This is a genomic window from Streptomyces antibioticus (assembly GCF_002019855.1).
Taxonomy (GTDB): Bacteria; Actinomycetota; Actinomycetes; order Streptomycetales; family Streptomycetaceae; genus Streptomyces; species Streptomyces antibioticus_B.
Map to the genome: position 1 here is coordinate 6,841,997 of NZ_CM007717.1, position 17,378 is coordinate 6,859,374.

Sequence of the window (17,378 nt, forward strand, 5' to 3'; positions counted from 1 at the left end):
ACTATACCGGTATTAGAATGGTGTCATGGTGCGCACCCCATTGACCCCAGAAGAGCGCGAGCGCGGCGAACGGCTCGGCCGGCTGCTCCGCGAGTCCCGCGGCGGCCGGAGCATGGCCGAGATCGCCGCGGCCGCCGGTATCTCCGCCGAGACGCTCCGCAAGATCGAGACCGGCCGGGCCCCGACCCCGGCCTTCTTCACCGTCGCCGCGCTGGCCGGCGCGCTCGGACTGTCCATGGACGCACTGGCCGGGGCATGCGCGCACGCCGTGACGGAGGCGCCCGCCGTGGCCTGAGCCCTCCCGCGACCGGGTGGTCGCTTTTCGGTCGATGTATCGCCCGGCGCCCGTCGCGTCCCGGTTGAAAACCCGCTGTAGCCGCGCTGTAACACAGATGGTGTTTTCTTGCGGATCGGAGTGTTCCGGTCGGGCGGGAGTTGGGCGATGACTGTGGATCAACTCCCGGGCCGAGTGCGGGAGTTCGCAAGCTACCTGAACGGACTGCTGGTGCGCCTCGACCAGGGTTCCGGCTGGTGCGCGGTGTTCTGGCGGCGCGACCCCGACGGCATGCGGGCCTGTGCCGAGGGACGCGAGGTGCCTCCCTGGGACGTGGTGGAGGCCCTGCTCCAGGACCTCGCCACCGACTACGGCGCCCCGGCCGCCGCCCAGGAGGCGTACCGCGTACGGCCGTTGCACATCGCGGCCCTCGCCGCGCACGACGCCCGGCCCGGCGGCCGTGACGCCCTCGCCGACCGCCTCGACGTCATGCTCCGCGAACAGCGCTACGCCGCCGAGCGCCAGGCCGAGCTGGGCCGCAGGCTCGCCGCCGCGGCCACCCGCGAGGAGGCCGACGCGCTCCGCGTCGACCTCGCCTGGGCCCAGGACGACCACGCGCGGGCCACCGCCCGCTGCGCCGAACTCCGGCACCGCATCGCCGAGTTCGACCGCCGCACGGCGAACGCCCTGCGCACGGGCGGCGGGCAGGCGAGGGGGAGCGGGAGCGGGAGCGCGGGACGGTACGCCGCACCCGCCCCGTACGGGCCCCACGGCACGTACGGCACACCCGGTCCGCACGAGACCGAGGCACCGCGAGCCCGGGCCGAGACCGCGCCCGTGGCCGGATCCGAACCCCACCGCCCGGACCCCGCCGTGGCGGCACCCGAACCCGGGCCGGCCGCCTCCACCACCCCGCCGCTCCCGAGAGTCCCCCCGCTCCCCCCGCCCCCACCGTGCCCAAACAGCGCAAGCGCCGCCGCGGCAGCGCCCGTTTCGCCGGGATGGACTTCGCCGAGGCCGACGCGGAGGAGGCCGCCCCCGTCGTCGTACCGCCGAGCGCGGCACCGCCCGCGGCGGATCCGGCGGCCGTACCGCGCGAGGCCGTGTCCGCCGATCCCGTCCTCGCCCCCACCGCCGCTCCTGCCGCGCGCCGTTCGCCGCGCGGGGCCCGGTTCGCCGGGGCGGACGCCGAGGCGGACGCGTCGCGCGACGAGCCGCGCCGTGAGCCGCTGGACGCGGCGGCCCGGCAGGAGACCGTCGCGGCGGTGGAGCGGCTGGTCGCGCTGCGCGCCCAGGGTCTCAGCGGTGAGGCGCACGCCCTGCTCGCGGAGTGCGCGCACTGGCCCGCCGCCCGGATGCCGCTGCTCGCCGCCGAACTCCGGCGGGCCGGGCTCTCCGCCGACTGGACGACCCTGCTGTGGGAGGCCGCCTCCCTGCCCGCCGACCGGCTGGTCGCCGCCGCGGACGCCCTGGTCGCCGTAGGGCGCACGGCCGACGGCGAGCAGATCCTGCGCCAGGGCGTCGCCCGCCCGGCCGCCGAGATCGGGCACGCCGTGCTGGTGCTGGCTGCGGAGGGGCGCCACCGCGAGATGACGGCGCTGCTCGACGCGTACGTCCGGGTCCGCGCCCCCGAGGAGGCGGTCCGCAGTGTCGTCCCGGACCCGCACACCCTCGTCCCGCTGCTCCTGGAGGCCGCCCGGGGCGTCTCCGACGAATGCCACTGGGACCTCGTCCACGCGCTGCGGGTCGCCGGCCTCACCGCCTGAGCGGTCCCGCGCGGCGGGCCGGGACGTAGGCCGTCCGGCGTGCGACTCACCCACCGGAGTGTGAAACGCGATCGACTCCGCGGGTTAACGACGATGGTCTTGGCAAGCCCCTCCTGGAGGCTTACGTTCGTCCCTCTACGACCTTCGTCTACGGGCGTAGAGGCTCTGACGTCCCGTCGAAGGAGCAGCTCATGGCCAACGTCGTACGCGCCGCACTGGTTCAGGCCACCTGGACCGGTGACACCGGGTCCATGGTGGCGAAACACGAGGAGCACGCCCGCGCGGCGGCCGAGCGGGGCGCGAAGGTCATCGGGTTCCAGGAGGTGTTCAACGCCCCCTACTTCTGCCAGGTCCAGGACCCCGAGCACTACCGCTGGGCCGAACCGGTCCCCGACGGGCCGACCGTGCGGCGGATGCGGGAGCTGGCGCGCGAGACGGGCATGGTGATCGTCGTCCCGGTGTTCGAGATCGAGCAGTCCGGCTTCTACTACAACACCGCCGCCGTGATCGACGCCGACGGCACCTACCTGGGCAAGTACCGCAAGCACCACATCCCGCAGGTCAAGGGCTTCTGGGAGAAGTACTACTTCAAGCCGGGCAACCTCGGCTGGCCGGTCTTCGACACGGCCGTCGGCAAGGTCGGCGTCTACATCTGCTACGACCGCCACTTCCCCGAGGGCTGGCGCCAACTCGGCCTCAACGGCGCCCAGTTGGTCTACAACCCCTCCGCCACCCACCGCGGCCTGTCCTCCTACCTCTGGCAGCTCGAACAGCCGGCCGCCGCCGTCGCCAACGAGTACTTCGTCGCGGCCATCAACCGGGTGGGCGTCGAGGAGTACGGGGACAACGACTTCTACGGCACCTCGTACTTCGTCGACCCGCGCGGGCAGTTCGTGGGCGACGTCGCCAGCGACCGCGACGAGGAACTCGTCGTCCGCGACCTCGACTTCGACCTGATCGACCAGGTGCGGCAGCAGTGGGCCTTCTACCGCGACCGCCGACCCGACGCCTACGAAGGGCTGGTGAAGCCGTGAACGACCTGTACGCGCGGCACCGCCGCGTCCTGCCCGACTGGCTGGCGCTCTACTACGAACAGCCCCTGGAGATCACCCACGGCGAAGGCCGCCACGTCTGGGGCGCCGACGGCACCCGCTACCTCGACTTCTTCGGCGGCATCCTCACCACCATGACGGCGCACGCCCTGCCCGAGGTCACCAAGGCCGTCGCCGAACAGGCCGGACGGATCGTCCACTCCTCCACCCTGTACCTCAACCGGCCGATGGTCGACCTCGCCGAGCGGATCGCCCAGCTCAGCGGCATCCCGGACGCCCGCGTCTTCTTCACCACCTCCGGCACCGAGGCCAACGACACCGCGCTGCTGCTCGCCACCACCTACCGGCGCTCCAACACCGTCCTCGCGATGCGCAACAGCTACCACGGCCGCTCCTTCAGCGCCGTCGGCATCACCGGCAACCGCGGCTGGTCCCCGACCTCGCTCTCCCCGCTCCAGACGCTCTACGTGCACGGCGGGGTGCGCCGCCGCGGCCCCTTCGCCCACCTCGACGACGAGGCGTTCATCGCCGCCTGCGTGGACGACCTCAGGGACCTCCTCGGCCACACCCGCCCGCCCGCCGCCCTCATCGCCGAACCGGTGCAGGGCGTCGGCGGGTTCACCTCGCCCCCCGACGGCCTCTACGCCGCCTTCCGCGAGGTGCTGCACGAGCGGGGCGTCCTGTGGATCGCCGACGAGGTGCAGACCGGCTGGGGCCGCACCGGCGACCACTTCTGGGGCTGGCAGGCACACGCCCGCAACGGCCCGCCGGACATCGTCACCTTCGCCAAGGGCATCGGCAACGGCGCCTCCATCGGCGGGGTGATCGCCCGCGCCGAGATCATGAACTGCCTCGACGCCAACAGCATCTCCACCTTCGGCGGCACCCAGCTCACCATGGCGGCCGGCCTCGCCAACCTCACCTTCCTCCTCGAACACGACCTCCAGGGCAACGCCCGCCGGGTCGGCGGCCTGCTCATCGAACGGCTGCGCGCCGTCGCCGCCCAGGACCCGGGAGTGCGCGAGGTGCGCGGCCGGGGCCTGATGATCGGCGTCGAGCTGACGAGACCCGGCACCGACCGCGCCGACCCCGACCGGGCCACCGCCGTGCTGGAGGCGGCCCGCGCCGGCGGCCTGCTGATCGGCAAGGGCGGCGGCCACGACACCAGCGCCCTGCGCATCGCCCCGCCGCTGTCCCTGACCGTCGCCGAGGCCGAGGAGGGCGCCGCGATCCTCGAAAGCGCCCTGAGGAGCACCCAGTAGCACCACCCCGGCCCCCCGACCACCGAAGGAGCACCCCGGCACCCCGAACGCCGGTCGAGCAAGGGAACACCGCCATGACCACCACCCTGGAGACCTGGGGCCCCGTCGACCCCCTGGAACCCGCCCTGTCGGTCCGCCGGGTCCTCACCCTGGAACGGGTCCTCGCCGGGGAACCAGAGGTGGTGGCCGGCGCCGCCCAGCTCGACCGGCCGGTGCGCTGGGTGCATGTCGCCGAGGCCGCCGACGTCGGCGTCATGCTCACCGGCGGCGAGATGGTCCTCACCACCGGCGTCCTCCTCGCCGGCGACGACAACGCCCAGGCCGAGTACATCCGTTCCCTGCACCGCGCCGAGGCCGCCGCCGTCGTCCTCGGCCTGGGACGCGCCTTCCCGACCACCCCGGACGTCATGCGACGCGCAGCCGAGCGGTGCGGGCTTCCCATGGTCGTCCTGCACCGGCCCTTCCCGTTCGCCGAACTCACCGAGGAGGTCCAATCACGGCTGGTGCGGCGCAAGTTCGCCGCCGTCAGCCTCTCCGAGGCCGTACGCACCGCCCTCACCGGGCTGATCACCGCCGGGGCGCCGCTGCAACGGCTCCTGGACGAGATCGCCCATCACACCGGCTGCCCCGTCGTCGTCACCAACCTCGCCCACCGGGTCCTCGCCACCGCCGGGGAGCGGTCCGCGGTGGACGACGTGCTGCGCGACTGGGAGCGCATCGCCCGGCAGGCCGGAGGCAGCGAGGGCGACGGCTGGATCCGCGCCGAACTCGGCGGCCGCGGCGAACGCTGGGGGCAGATCATGCTCTGCGGCTACCGCGGCGACACCGCCGGCGGGAAGCTGCTCGCCGACCGCGCCGCCGAGGCCCTGGTGCTGCACCGCATGCTCGGCGGGAACGCCGCCCACAGTTGGGAGGAGCAGTCCGCGCAGAGCCTGCTCACCGACCTGCTCTCCGGTGTCGTACCGGCACGCCAACTGCTGCCGCGCGCCCGCGCCGCCGGACTCCCCGTCAACCGGCGGACGTTCGTCCCGCTGGTCGTCCCGGACGGCGAGCCCGCCCAACTGGAGCGCATGCTGAGGCTGCTGGGCCTGTCCGGCCTGGTGGCCGAGTGCACGCACGGTGCCACCGCCGTCCTGCTCAGCCTCGCCCGCGACCAGGACGCGACCGCGCTCGCCGCGCACTTCGCCGCCCGGCTGCGCACCGAGTCGGGGGAGCGGCACACCGTGGTCGCCGCCGCCGACCCGCGCACCGCCTGGGACGACGTCCCCGCCGGACTGCGTGAGGCCCAGCACGTCGCGGACGCCGTCGCCGACTCCTCCGCCGCCCTCGACCTGCCCGCCGTCGTCCGCCTCAAGGACGTCCATCTGCGCGGCCTGGTCCGTCTGTTGCGGGACGACCCGCATGTGCAGTCCTTCGCCGAGCGGGAGTTGGACGGACTGCTGTGCGCGGCCGCCGCCGACGACCTCCTCGCCGTGCTGCGCACCTATCTCGCCACCGGCCGCAACAAGTCGCGCACCGCCCAGCTCCACCACGTCTCCCGGCCCGCCCTGTACCGCCGTCTGGAGGCGATAGAGGCGCGGCTCGGGGTCGACCTGGACGACTTCGAACAGGCCGCCTCCGTGCACATCGCGCTCCTCGCGCACGACGCGCAACAGGGCTGAAACCTGCCACGACCTGGGAAAACGGCGGTGAAACATGAGTCGGGAAAGACGTGACACGGTGACACGCCGCACTCCCGCAGACGTGACACGGTGCAACTCAAATGGGTCTTCAGGTCTTCCTAGGCTCCTCGCACACCGAGCGACCGGAGGTCCCGATGAGCCCAGTGATCCGTGCCGCCGTCTTCCAGACGGCCTGGACCGGCGACAAGGAATCGATGATCCAGGTCCACGAGCAGGCGGTCCGCGACGCGGCCGCGCAGGGCGCTCAGGTCCTGTGCTTCCAGGAGCTGTTCTACGGACCGTACTTCTGCCAGGTCCAGGACCCCGCGTTCTACGAGTACGCCGAGCGGATCCCCGACGGTCCGATCGTCCAGCGCTTCCAGGTGCTCGCCCGGGAACTGAACATCGTCCTCGTGCTGCCGATGTACGAGGAGGAGCAGCCCGGCGTCCTCTACAACACGGCCGCCGTGATCGACGCCGACGGCAGCTACCTCGGCAAGTACCGCAAGCACCACATCCCGCAGGTCAAGGGATTCTGGGAGAAGTTCTACTTCAGGCCCGGCAATGTGGGCTGGCCGGTCTTCGACACGGCCGTCGGCAAGGTCGGCGTCTACATCTGCTACGACCGCCACTTCCCCGAGGGCTGGCGGGCGCTCGGCCTCGCGGGCGCCGAGATCGTCTTCAACCCGTCGGCCACCTCGCGCGGTCTGTCCGCCTATCTGTGGCAACTGGAGCAGCCGGCGGCGGCCGTCGCCAACGAGTACTTCGTCGGCGCGATCAACCGGGTCGGCACCGAGGAACTCGGCGACAACGACTTCTACGGGACCTCGTACTTCGTGGACCCGGAGGCCCAGTTCGTCGGCGAGGTGGCGAGCGACAAGGAGAGCGAACTCGTCGTCCGCGACCTGGACATGGCCAAGCTGCGCGAGGTCCGCGACCGCTGGCAGTTCTACCGCGACCGCCGCCCGGAGGCGTACGGCCCGCTGACCGCGCCGTGACCGACGCGGTTCCCCGCACCCCGCGCACTCCGCGCACGAGGGGGCGCGGGGAGCCGCCCGCCCGCCCGGGCATCCACCCGCCAAGGACCAACTACCGCTCCGGAGACGGAATATGAGCAGCCGTAAAATCATCCGCGGCGGACTCGTCATCACCGCGTCCGACGAGATCCACGCCGACGTCCTGATCGAGGACGGCCGTATCGCCGCCCTCGCCGCCTCCGGCACCCCGGCCGCGGACGCCTGGACCGCCGATCAGGTCATCGACGCCACCGGGAAGTACGTGATCCCGGGCGGGGTCGACGTCCACACCCACATGGAGCTGCCGTTCGGCGGCACCTTCGCCTCCGACACCTTCGAGACCGGCACCCGCGCGGCCGCCTGGGGCGGCACCACCACCGTCGTCGACTTCGCCGTGCAGAGCGTCGGCCACACCCTGCGCGAGGGACTGGACGCCTGGCACGCCAAGGCCGAGGGCAACTGCGCGATCGACTACGGCTTCCACATGATCGTCTCTGATGTGAACCAGGAGACGCTCAAGGAGATGGACCTGCTCGTGGAGGAAGGCGTCACCTCCTTCAAGCAGTTCATGGCCTACCCGGGCGTCTTCTACTCCGACGACGGCCAGATCCTGCGCGCCATGCAGCGCTCCGCCGAGAACGGCGGCCTGATCATGATGCACGCCGAGAACGGCATCGCCATCGACGTCCTCGTGGAACAGGCCCTGGCCCGCGGCGAGACCGACCCCCGCTACCACGGCGAGGTCCGCAAGGCGCTCCTGGAGGCCGAGGCCACCCACCGCGCCATCAAGCTCGCGCAGGTCGCTGGCGCGCCCCTGTACGTCGTGCACGTCTCGGCGGCGGAGGCGGTCGCCGAACTCGCCAGGGCCCGCGACGACGGACTCAACGTCTTCGGCGAGACCTGCCCCCAGTATCTGTTCCTGTCGACCGACAACCTCGCCGAACCCGGCTTCGAGGGCGCCAAGTACGTGTGCAGCACCCCGCTGCGGCCCAAGGAGCACCAGGCCAAGCTCTGGCAGGGCCTGCGCACCAACGACCTCCAGGTGGTCTCCACCGACCACTGCCCCTTCTGCTTCGTCGGCCAGAAGGAGCTGGGCCGCGGGGACTTCTCCAAGATCCCCAACGGGCTGCCGGGCGTCGAGAACCGGATGGACCTGCTCCACCAGGCCGTCGTCGACGGGCAGATCTCCCGCCGCCGCTGGATCGAGATCGCCTGCGCCACCCCGGCCCGGATGTTCGGCATGTACCCGAAGAAGGGCACGATCGCCCCCGGCGCCGACGCCGACGTGGTGATCTACGACCCGCACGCCGAGCAGACCGTCTCCGCCGAGACCCACCACATGAACGTCGACTACTCGGCGTACGAGGGCAAGCGCCTCACCGGCCGCGTCGAGACGGTCCTCTCGCGGGGCGAACCGGTCATCACCGAGCGGGAGTACACCGGACACGCCGGTCACGGCGTCTACACCCCGCGCTCCACCTGTCAGTACCTCAACTAGGAGTGGCGCTCATGGACTTCGGACTCGTCCTACAGACCGACCCGCCGGCCTCGAAGGTCGTCGAGCTGATGCGGCGTGCCGAGCGGAACGGCTTCACCTACGGCTGGACCTTCGACTCCGCCGTGCTCTGGCAGGAACCGTTCGTGATCTACAGTCAGATCCTGGCCAACACCGACACGTTGACCGTCGGCCCGATGGTCACCAACCCGGGCACCCGCACCTGGGAGGTCACCGCCTCCACCTTCGCCACCCTCAACGACATGTTCGGCAACCGCACGGTGTGCGGGATCGGCCGCGGCGACTCCGCGATGCGCGTCGCGGGCCGCACCCCCAACACCCTCGCCCGGATCAGCGCCGCCATGAAGGTCATCCGGGCGCTCGGCTCCGGCCAGGAGGCCGATCTCGGCGGCACCGTCGTCCGCTTCCCCTGGATCAAGGAAGACGCGCAACTCCCCGTCTGGATGGCCGCCTACGGCCCCAAGGCGCTCAAGATGACCGGCGAGGAGGCCGACGGCTTCATCCTCCAGCTCGCCGACCTCTACCTCACCGAATACATGGTCAAGGCCGTCAAGGACGCGGCCGTCGCCGCCGGCCGCGACCCCTCCGAGGTGAAGATCTGCGTCGCCGCCCCGGCGTACGTCACCGACGACGACTCGCCCGAGGCGCTCGCCCACGCCCGTGAGCAGTGCCGGTGGTTCGGCGGGATGGTCGGCAACCACGTCGCCGACCTGGTGTCCAAGTACGGCGCCCACTCCGCGGCCGTCCCCGAGGAACTCACCGACTACATCAAGGCGCGCGAGGGCTACGACTACTCCCACCACGGGCGCGCCGACAACCCCGACACCGCGTTCGTGCCCGACGAGATCGTCGACCGGTTCTGCCTCATCGGCCCCGTGGAACGGCACATCGAGAAGCTGAACGCCCTGCGCGAGCTGGGCGTCGACCAGTTCGCCGTCTACGACATGCACGACGCGCGCGAGAAGGTCATCGACGCGTACGGCACGACGGTCATCCCCGCCGTCAACGGCTGACCCGCCAGGTCGGCCGCCGACCCGCCAGTTCTACGGCTCACCCGCCCGGGTTCGTCGATTTCCCAGCCCCCCACTCCTGTTCCCCCCTCCCCGCGGACCGTGCGGGGAGGGGACCGCCGGAGACCCGCACGGCCTTTCCGGATCCACCTCTCGCTCGATTGGCCTGCCCATGACCGACACCGCTCCCACGGCGATACCGCCGACCTCCCAAGTCACCCTCGCCGACGGCAGGGTGGAGATCGCCCCTGGTTCGCCGCAGCCCAGCGGCCCCTACGCCAACGAGGACCTGCTGCCGGTCCCGGTGGAGAAGCGCACCTGGACCACGTACAACTTCTCCGCGCTGTGGGTCGGCATGGCCCACAACACGGCGTCCTGGACGCTCGCTTCCGGTCTCATCGCCGTCGGCATGGACTGGAAGCAGGCGGTGTTCACCATCGCGCTGGCCAATGTGATCGTGCTGGTCCCGATGCTCCTCACCGGGCACGCCGGACCCAAGTACGGCATCCCCTTCCCGGTGTTCGCCCGCGCCTCCTTCGGTATCCGCGGCGCCAACCTCCCCGCCGTCGTACGGGCGTTGGTGGCCTGCGGCTGGTTCGGCATCCAGACCTGGATCGGCGGCGAGGCGATCTACTTCCTCGCCGGGAAGCTGATCGGCAACGGCTGGAGCGACGCCGGGAAGATCGGCGGCTACCCCTGGACCATGTGGCTGTCGTTCGCCATCTTCTGGGCGATCCAGGTGGCCATCATCTACCGGGGCATGGAGACGATCCGCCGCTTCGAGAACTGGGCCGCGCCCTTCGTGCTCGTCGGCGCGTTCGTGATGCTGATCTGGATGAGCAACAAGGCCGGCGGCTTCGGCCCGCTGCTGGACCAGCCCTCCCAGCTCGGCTGGGGCGCCGACTTCTGGAAGCTGTTCTGGCCCTCCCTGATGGGCATGATCGGCTTCTGGTCGACCCTGTCGCTGAACATCCCGGACTTCACCCGCTACGGCAAGTCCCAGAGAGCCCAGACCTGGGGACAGGCGCTCGGACTTCCCACCACGATGACGCTCTTCGCGCTGCTGTCCGTCATGGTCACCTCGGGCAGTCAGGCCGTGTACGGCGAGACGATCTGGGACCCGGTCCAGCTCGCCGCCAAGACGGACAACGTCGTCGGTCTGCTCTTCGCCCTGGTCACCGTGCTGGTGGCGACCCTGTCGGTGAACATCGCCGCCAACCTGGTCTCCCCGGCCTTCGACTTCTCCAACATCGCGCCCAGAAAGCTGAGTTTCCGCACCGGCGCGCTCGCCACCTGTGTCCTCGGCGTGCTGATCTTCCCCTGGAAGCTGTACTCCGACCCGCAGGGCTACATCTTCACCTGGCTCGGTCTGGTCGGCGGGCTGCTCGGCACCGTCGCCGGCATCCTGATCGCCGACTACTGGATCCTGCGCCGCGGCAAGCTCGACCTGACCGACCTGTACCGGGCCGGCGGCCGCTACTGGTACGAGGGCGGCTGGAACTGGCGGGCCGTGGTGGCCTTCGTGACCGGCGGTGTCCTCGCCATCGGCGGCGCCACCTTCAAACCGCTCATCGACGGCCGGCCCATCCCGGCCCTGGAACCCCTCGCCGACTACGGCTGGGCGGTCGGCCTCGGCACCTCGATGGCCGTCTATCTGGCCCTGATGCTGCTGCGCGGACGGCAGCGGGAAGGCGCCGACGCCTGACACGCGCGGCGACCGGGCGGCCGGGGGAGTGTGCGCTGCTCCTCCGGTCAGCCGCCCTGCTTCTGGAGCGCGGCCACGGCGTCCTTCGCCGCCTTGATGGCCCCCTTGTTGATCACGTCCGTGGCGGGAGCCTTCTTCGACTCGAAGTCGCTGCCGTTGTACGTCACGATGACCAGCGCGTTGCCCACCCGGGCGAGCACGACACCCTCGCGGGTCTGCTGCTTGTCCTCGGTGGTGAGGTTCACGACCGAGTAGCCCGCGTCGCCGAGCCCCGGCACGGCCCCGCCGCCGCTCTTGTCCGACACCCGCGAGGTGTACGACTTCTCGGCCGCGTCGTCCGACTCGGTGATCTCGAAGGAGACGTCGAGCCAGCGGTAGTCGTACTCCTTGAGCGCGTTCCAGGAGCAGGTGCGGCGCACGTCGGTGTCCGTGGACGGGATCTCCTTGCCGGCCTTCTTGGCACCCGGCACCAGCGCGGTGATCGTCTTCGTCGTGACACTGGTGCAGGGGGCGGGCGCGGCCGCGTACGTCTTCTTCGGCGCGGACGCCTCGGACTCGCCCGACGCCGACTGCTCGGACTGGGTCTGCGTCGTGGTGTCCTTGGCCGCCGGGTCTTGCGTGTCGGAGGCCGCGGGGGTGGTCAGCGCCCAGCCCGCGCAGGCCAGCACGGCCACCGGGGACAGACGCGCGGTGAGGGCGAGCGGCAGAGGCAGTGAACGCACGGCGCACTTTCGTGGGGGTCGGTGCGGACGGAAGTCCGCGATGCGGACAAGGACGCCAGTGTCACACGACTCCCTGTGGGGTGGATAGGGAAAACTCGCTCCGTGGTGGCGCGGTGACGAAGGGGTGCGAAGCCGCCCGAGACATCGTCGGGTGATTGCCAATAAAAGGGACAAGTAGGGCTCGCCGTGGCCCGTGTCGGCGTCGCACGGTGTTCATCCCTTTTCCACCCGGAGTGCACCGGCGAGGAAGGGATTGTCAGTGGGGCGTGCTCTCATGGAGGCATGATCGAAGACATGGAAACCATCGACGAGTTTCTCGCCCGGCACGCCGACGACGTGGAGGAGGCGCTCCGCAAGGCCGCCGCCACCGAGATCCTGCCCCGCTTCCGGCAGCTCGCCGCGCACGAGATCGACCAGAAGAGCGGCCCGCACGACCTGGTGACCGACGCAGACCGCAAGGCCGAGCTGTTCCTCACCGAGGCGCTCGGCGCGTTGCTGCCGGGCTCGGTCGTCGTCGGCGAGGAGGCGGTGCACGCCGACCCGCTGACGTACGAGGCGATACGGGGCGACGCACCCGTGTGGATCATCGACCCGGTCGACGGCACACGGCAGTTCGTGCACGGCGAGGACGGCTTCTGCACGCTGGTCGCGCTGGCCCACCGCGGTGTCCTGCTCGCCTCCTGGACCTACGCCCCGGTGCGCGACCAACTGGCCACGGCCGTCAGGGGCGGCGGCGCCTTCCTGGACGGGGAGCGGCTGTTCGCGGGCCCGCCCGAGGCCGGCCGCGATCTGCGGGTGGCGACCTCCCACCCCGACTACACCACCGACGAGCAGAAGCGCGCCCTGCTCGCCCTGCGGACGGACGGCGTCGCGCCGCGCCCCTGCGGATCGGCGGGGCTGGAGTATCTGGCCGTCGCCCGCGGCGAGTCGGACGCCACGGCCTTCTCCTGGGAGGCGGCCTGGGACCACGCGGCCGGGCTGCTGCTGGTCGAGGAGGCGGGCGGTACGCATCTGACGCTCACCGGTGAACCGTTCCGGATCACCGGCGGCAACACCCTGCCGTTCACGGCCGCCCGGGACGCGGCGACCGCCCGGCGGATCGCGGGCCTGCTGTCCGGAGCGTGAGCCGTGGGCGCGCGGTCAGGTGACGGTGGACGACCCCGCGCCCGTGGCGCTGTCGTACCCCCGGCATATCCTGGCCCCGGAGGCCACCGGTCTACGGCGGCTTCCGGCTGACGAAGGGGTCGGATGTGCCGTCGATGCTCGATGCGGTCGTGGTGGGAGCGGGGCCCAACGGGCTGACCGCCGCGGTGGAACTGGCCCGGCGCGGTTTCTCGGTGGCGCTCTTCGAGGCCAAGGGGACCGTGGGCGGCGGATCCCGCACCGAGGAGCTGACCCTCCCCGGCTTCCGGCACGACCCCTGCGCCGCCGCGCACCCGCTCGGCATCAACTCGCCCGCGTTCCGCGCCCTGCCCCTGGAGCGGTACGGCCTGGAGTGGCTGCACGCCGAACTCCCCATGGCCCACCCGTTCCTCGACGGCAGCGCGGCCGTGCTCTCCCGGTCGGTCGCCGAGACCGCCGCCTCCTTCGGACCGCGGGACGCGGGCGCGTACCGGCGGCTCGTCGAGCCGTTCCTGCCCAAGTGGGACACGCTGGTACGGGACTTCATGTCCCTGCCGCGCACCGCCCTGCCGCGCGATCCGGTCACCCTCGCCCGGTTCGGGCTCGCCGGACTGCCCCCCTCCACCTGGCTGACCCGCCGGTTCCGCGACGAACCCGCCAAGACACTCTTCGCGGGGCTCGTCGGCCATGTCATGGCCCCCTTGAACGGCCTCGGCACCGGTGCCGTCGGCCTGGTCTTCGCACTCGCCGCCCACGCCCGCGGCTGGCCCGTCGCCCGCGGCGGCTCCCAGGCCGTCTCCGACGCGCTCGCCGCCTACCTCAAGGATCTCGGCGGCGCCGTCCACACCGACTACGAGGTCAAGCGCCTCGACGACCTGCCGCCCGCCCGCGCCTACGTCTTCGACACCTCGCCCACCGCCCTCGCCCGCATCGCGGGACTCGGCAACTACTACGAGGGGTTCCGGTACGGCGCGGCCGCCTTCAAGATCGACTACGCCCTGGACGGGCCCGTCCCGTGGACGGCACCGGAGGCGCGGGTCGCCGGCACCGTGCAGATCGGCGCCGACAGCGCGGAGATCGGGGCCGCGCTGCGCGCCGCGTCCCGCGAGGGCAGGGCGCCCGAGCGGCCCTTCCTGATCACCGTGCAGCCCGGTGTCGTCGACCCCGGCCGCGCCCCGGCCGGACAGCAGGTCTTCTGGGCGTACGGCCATGTGCCCAACGGCTGGACGGGCGACCTCACGGACGTCATCGAACGCCAACTGGAGCGCTTCGCGCCCGGCTTCCGCGACCGCGTCCTGGCCCGCGCGATCGCCGGCCCCGCCGAACTCGCCGCCCGCAACGCCAACTACGTCGGCGGCGACATCGCCACCGGCGCGGCTTCCGGACTCCAGCTCCTGCTGCGCCCCCGGTTGTCCCTCTCCCCGTACTCCACCCCGCACCCGGCGGTCTACCTCTGCTCCTCCGCCACCCCGCCGGGCCCCGGCGTCCACGGCATGTCCGGCCACAACGCGGCGAAGGCCGTCTGGCGGAACCTGCGCGGACGCGACTGACCGCCCTGCTATACACACGCCCATGACCACGATCACGATCAAGCTCGTCCAGGGAGACATCACCGACCAGTCCGTGGACGCCATCGTCAACGCGGCCAACTCCTCGCTGCTCGGCGGCGGCGGTGTCGACGGCGCCATCCACCGCCGGGGCGGCCCCGCGATCCTCGACGACTGCCGCCGTCTGCGCGCCTCCCACTACGGCAAGGGCCTCCCCACCGGCCGCGCGGTCGCGACGACGGCCGGCGCGCTGGACGCCCACTGGGTCATCCACACCGTCGGCCCGGTCTACAGCCCGACGGAGGACCGCTCCGCCCTCCTCGCCTCCTGCTACCGCGAGTCCCTCCGCGTCGCCGACGAACTCGGCGCCCGCACGATCGCCTTCCCCGCCGTCTCGGCCGGCATCTACGGCTGGCCCGTCGCCGACGCGGCCCGCATCGCCCTCCACACGGTCCGCACGACACCGACGAACGTCGAGGAGGCCAGATTCGTCCTCTTCGACCAGCACACGTACGACACCTTCGAAACCCAGCTCCGCTGACCGAACAGCGCCCGGGCGCGCTCAGGCCGCGTGGGGTTGCCAGGCTTCCTGGAAGCGGCGGCGGGCTCGGTAGAGGCGGGAGCGGACGGTGCCCACGGGGAGGGAGAGGGTGGCGGCCATCTCGTCCTCGTTGAGGCCGTAGAAGCGCAGGGTGAGGACCTGGCGGTGAGGGGCGGAGAGGCGGTCCAGGACGTCGTTGATGTGGACCGCGTCCAAGGGGTTCGCCGGGTGGCCGGAGTCCAGTTCCGTGCCCGTGGCCTCCGCCTTCAGGCGTTTGGCCGTGCGGATCGCCTCCCGGACGGTCACGGAGCGGACCCAGCCGTAGAAGGCGGCGGGTTCCCGTAGCGTGCCGAGTCCCCGGTAGATGGCCAGCAGGGCTTCCTGGACGGCGTCCGAGGCGTTGTCGCGGGCGATCGGGAAGCAGACGTGGGCGACGTACGGGGTGATCTCGGTGAGCAGGTCGTTCATGGCCTGGGCGTCGCCGGCCCGCGCCCGGGACAGCAGGTCGGCGACGGGGGTGGGGGGTTCGTGCTCGGTCTTCATCTCGGAGGGTCGCTCCTTGGGAAGGGGAAGCCGGGAGGGAGGGAAGGCCGGGAGGGAGGGAAGGTCGGCCCCGTCAGGCCGTGACCGTCTGTTCGGGGGTTCGGGGTGAGCCGGCCCCAGCGGTCAGGCTCAGCAGCGTGGCGCCGACCTCGTCCCGCAGCGCGGCCATGAAGTCCGTGCTGAAGCACGCCGTGTGGTGCGGAAACTCGATGGCGAGGCGGCCGTCGAAGGTGGTCACGCAGGCCATCAGGGGGCTGCGGCCGGCCTGCGGGAAGTAGTGCTCGCGGGCCGGGACGAGCCGTACGTCCGTCACCCGCAGGCCGTCCGGGAGGCGGGGGCCGGACACCGCGCCCATGTTGGTGTTGATCACGGTGCCCATCTGAAGGGCCGGATGGCGCGGGACGTCCGGCATGATCCGCATCTCCCGGAAGTGGTCGCCGCGTTCGATGTGGTCGCCCAGCGCCGCGCCCAACTCCCGGGCCAGGTCGTGCGGTGAGCTGTCCGGGCGCACCTCCAGCGTGTGCAGATGCGCGGTGACGGCGGCCACCATGACCTCGGCCGACAGCGGCGGGGTGAGGCGGGAGCGGACGTCCACGGGGGACATGCAGGCCAGGACGCGCGAGCCCGTGCCGTCCATGCGCCGGCGCACCGCGAGCAGCAGGGCGGCGCCGATCAGGCCGTGCACGGAGAGGCCGGCCGTGCGGGCGGCGGTGCGCAGCCGGAGAGTCTCGTCGAGGTTCAGCCGTAGCCGTGCCACCTCGATGCGGTGGTCCGGTCCGCCTCCGGAAGGGACGTCATAGGGGAGGAGCTGTACCGGGCGGAGCTGCGTGTCCTCGACGCGGCGCTTCAAGTACGCGGCCGTGTCTGCCTCGTCGGCCGGAGGGAGCAGCGTGCTGACCGGGGCCGGCCAGGCCGGCGGGCGGGGCTCGGCATCGTTGTCGGAGCCGGCGGCGAGCCGCTCCCCGTACCGGTCCCAGAGGCGGTTCAGCAGGGTGATGGCGCTGTGTCCGTCGGTGATCACATGGTCCACGGTCAGCACGAACGTGTGCGTGTGCCCGCCCGGTTCGCCGATCAGGACGGCCCGTGCCAGTGGACCGCCCACGGTCAGCGGGGTGTTCAGCTCCTCGGCGTAGGCGTCCTCGCCCGGCGGCCGCGTGGTCAGCCGGGGGCGTTCGGGCTCCGGCAGTGGTTCGAGGGCGTGGCCGCCGCCCTCCACCGGGACGATCCGGGTGCGCAGGGTGGGCTGTTCGGCGGTCACGGCGTCGAACGCCGCCGCCAGCGCCGCCGTGTCGACGGGGCCGTCCAGGGTGCAGGACAGGACCGCCCGGCTCCGCTGGGGGACGTACAGGGTCTCCACCGGACACAGTTCGCGTCGCATGCGTTCAGCCTTTCTTCCCGTCGGATTCACGTCCGACGGATGTGCTTTCCATCCAATGGAAACCAGGGGAAAGGGGAAGGGTGTCCACGCTTTCCACTCAGTGGAAAGGGCATGCTGTCGAATCCCTCGTGAGTGCGGACACTCGACCAAGGTATCCGCCGACAACCTCAAGAACAGCTCAAGTTGACTGATTCACAACCTGGATCAAGCCTTCCTTCGGGGTGTGGAAGCGGTGCCAGGCGGAGCGATTTCGGTCCGACAGC

14 protein-coding genes and 1 pseudogene are annotated in these 17,378 nt (G+C 71.7%); 12 read left to right on the forward strand and 3 right to left on the reverse strand.

What is annotated here, in order from left to right:
* Nucleotides 1–25: 25 nt before the first annotated feature.
* The 9 genes and pseudogenes from AFM16_RS30965 (at nt 26) to AFM16_RS31005 (ending at nt 11,262) form a co-directional block, all read left to right on the forward strand.
* On the forward strand, nt 26–295 hold the full coding sequence (locus tag AFM16_RS30965; protein ID WP_030788992.1) for a helix-turn-helix domain-containing protein: 270 nt from the start codon (nt 26–28) through the stop codon (nt 293–295).
* 147 nt (nt 296–442) lie between these two features.
* Nucleotides 443–2,040 (forward strand): annotated as a pseudogene (locus AFM16_RS30970) (hypothetical protein).
* 191 nt (nt 2,041–2,231) lie between these two features.
* Nucleotides 2,232–3,074 carry a nitrilase-related carbon-nitrogen hydrolase gene (locus AFM16_RS30975; RefSeq protein WP_078635697.1) on the forward strand — a complete coding sequence of 281 codons (843 nt, stop codon included), beginning with the start codon at nt 2,232–2,234 and terminating at the stop codon, nt 3,072–3,074.
* Nucleotides 3,071–4,354 (forward strand): aspartate aminotransferase family protein, encoded by a 1,284-nt coding sequence (locus AFM16_RS30980; RefSeq protein ID WP_078635699.1) that lies wholly within the window; start codon nt 3,071–3,073, stop codon nt 4,352–4,354. Before AFM16_RS30975 ends, AFM16_RS30980 begins: the two co-directional genes overlap by 4 nt.
* 74 nt (nt 4,355–4,428) lie before the next feature.
* Nucleotides 4,429–6,015, forward strand: coding sequence for a PucR family transcriptional regulator (locus tag AFM16_RS30985; protein WP_078635701.1), 1,587 nt, complete (start codon nt 4,429–4,431; stop codon nt 6,013–6,015).
* A gap of 155 nt (nt 6,016–6,170) precedes the next feature.
* Nucleotides 6,171–7,013, forward strand: a complete 843-nt coding sequence (locus AFM16_RS30990) for a nitrilase-related carbon-nitrogen hydrolase (protein WP_078635702.1) — start codon at nt 6,171–6,173, stop codon at nt 7,011–7,013.
* A gap of 112 nt (nt 7,014–7,125) precedes the next feature.
* Nucleotides 7,126–8,529, forward strand: a complete 1,404-nt coding sequence (gene hydA, locus AFM16_RS30995; RefSeq protein WP_078635704.1) for a dihydropyrimidinase — start codon at nt 7,126–7,128, stop codon at nt 8,527–8,529.
* 11 nt (nt 8,530–8,540) lie between these two features.
* Entirely contained in the window at nt 8,541–9,560 is a 1,020-nt protein-coding gene (locus AFM16_RS31000; RefSeq protein WP_078635706.1) for a TIGR03842 family LLM class F420-dependent oxidoreductase, read from the forward strand.
* A 169-nt stretch (nt 9,561–9,729) separates the two neighbouring features.
* Nucleotides 9,730–11,262 (forward strand): NCS1 family nucleobase:cation symporter-1, encoded by a 1,533-nt coding sequence (locus AFM16_RS31005; RefSeq protein ID WP_078635708.1) that lies wholly within the window; start codon nt 9,730–9,732, stop codon nt 11,260–11,262.
* Between the two features lie 47 nt (nt 11,263–11,309).
* On the opposite strand, the gene AFM16_RS31010 is transcribed toward AFM16_RS31005, so the two are convergent.
* Nucleotides 11,310–11,984 carry a superantigen-like protein SSL4 gene (locus tag AFM16_RS31010; RefSeq protein WP_078635710.1) on the reverse strand — a complete coding sequence of 225 codons (675 nt, stop codon included), beginning with the start codon at nt 11,982–11,984 and terminating at the stop codon, nt 11,310–11,312.
* Between the two features lie 282 nt (nt 11,985–12,266).
* Here AFM16_RS31010 and AFM16_RS31015 point away from each other — a divergent pair, with 282 nt between their 5' ends.
* From AFM16_RS31015 to AFM16_RS31025, 3 genes are all read left to right on the forward strand, one after another.
* Entirely contained in the window at nt 12,267–13,109 is an 843-nt protein-coding gene (locus AFM16_RS31015; protein WP_078635712.1) for an inositol monophosphatase family protein, read from the forward strand.
* A 134-nt stretch (nt 13,110–13,243) separates the two neighbouring features.
* A complete protein-coding gene (locus AFM16_RS31020) occupies nt 13,244–14,656 on the forward strand; it encodes a phytoene desaturase family protein (RefSeq protein WP_078637145.1) in 1,413 nt (470 codons plus the stop codon).
* A 22-nt stretch (nt 14,657–14,678) separates the two neighbouring features.
* On the forward strand, nt 14,679–15,194 hold the full coding sequence (locus AFM16_RS31025) for an O-acetyl-ADP-ribose deacetylase (RefSeq protein ID WP_078635714.1): 516 nt from the start codon (nt 14,679–14,681) through the stop codon (nt 15,192–15,194).
* A gap of 21 nt (nt 15,195–15,215) precedes the next feature.
* Here AFM16_RS31025 and AFM16_RS31030 read toward each other — a convergent pair whose 3' ends face one another.
* Together AFM16_RS31030 and AFM16_RS31035 are read right to left on the reverse strand one after the other, a co-directional pair.
* Nucleotides 15,216–15,737 (reverse strand): RNA polymerase sigma factor, encoded by a 522-nt coding sequence (locus tag AFM16_RS31030; protein ID WP_030789029.1) that lies wholly within the window; start codon nt 15,735–15,737, stop codon nt 15,216–15,218.
* A 73-nt stretch (nt 15,738–15,810) separates the two neighbouring features.
* Nucleotides 15,811–17,115, reverse strand: a complete 1,305-nt coding sequence (locus AFM16_RS31035; protein ID WP_078635716.1) for a phthiocerol/phthiodiolone dimycocerosyl transferase family protein — start codon at nt 17,113–17,115, stop codon at nt 15,811–15,813.
* Nucleotides 17,116–17,378: the final 263 nt, after the last annotated feature.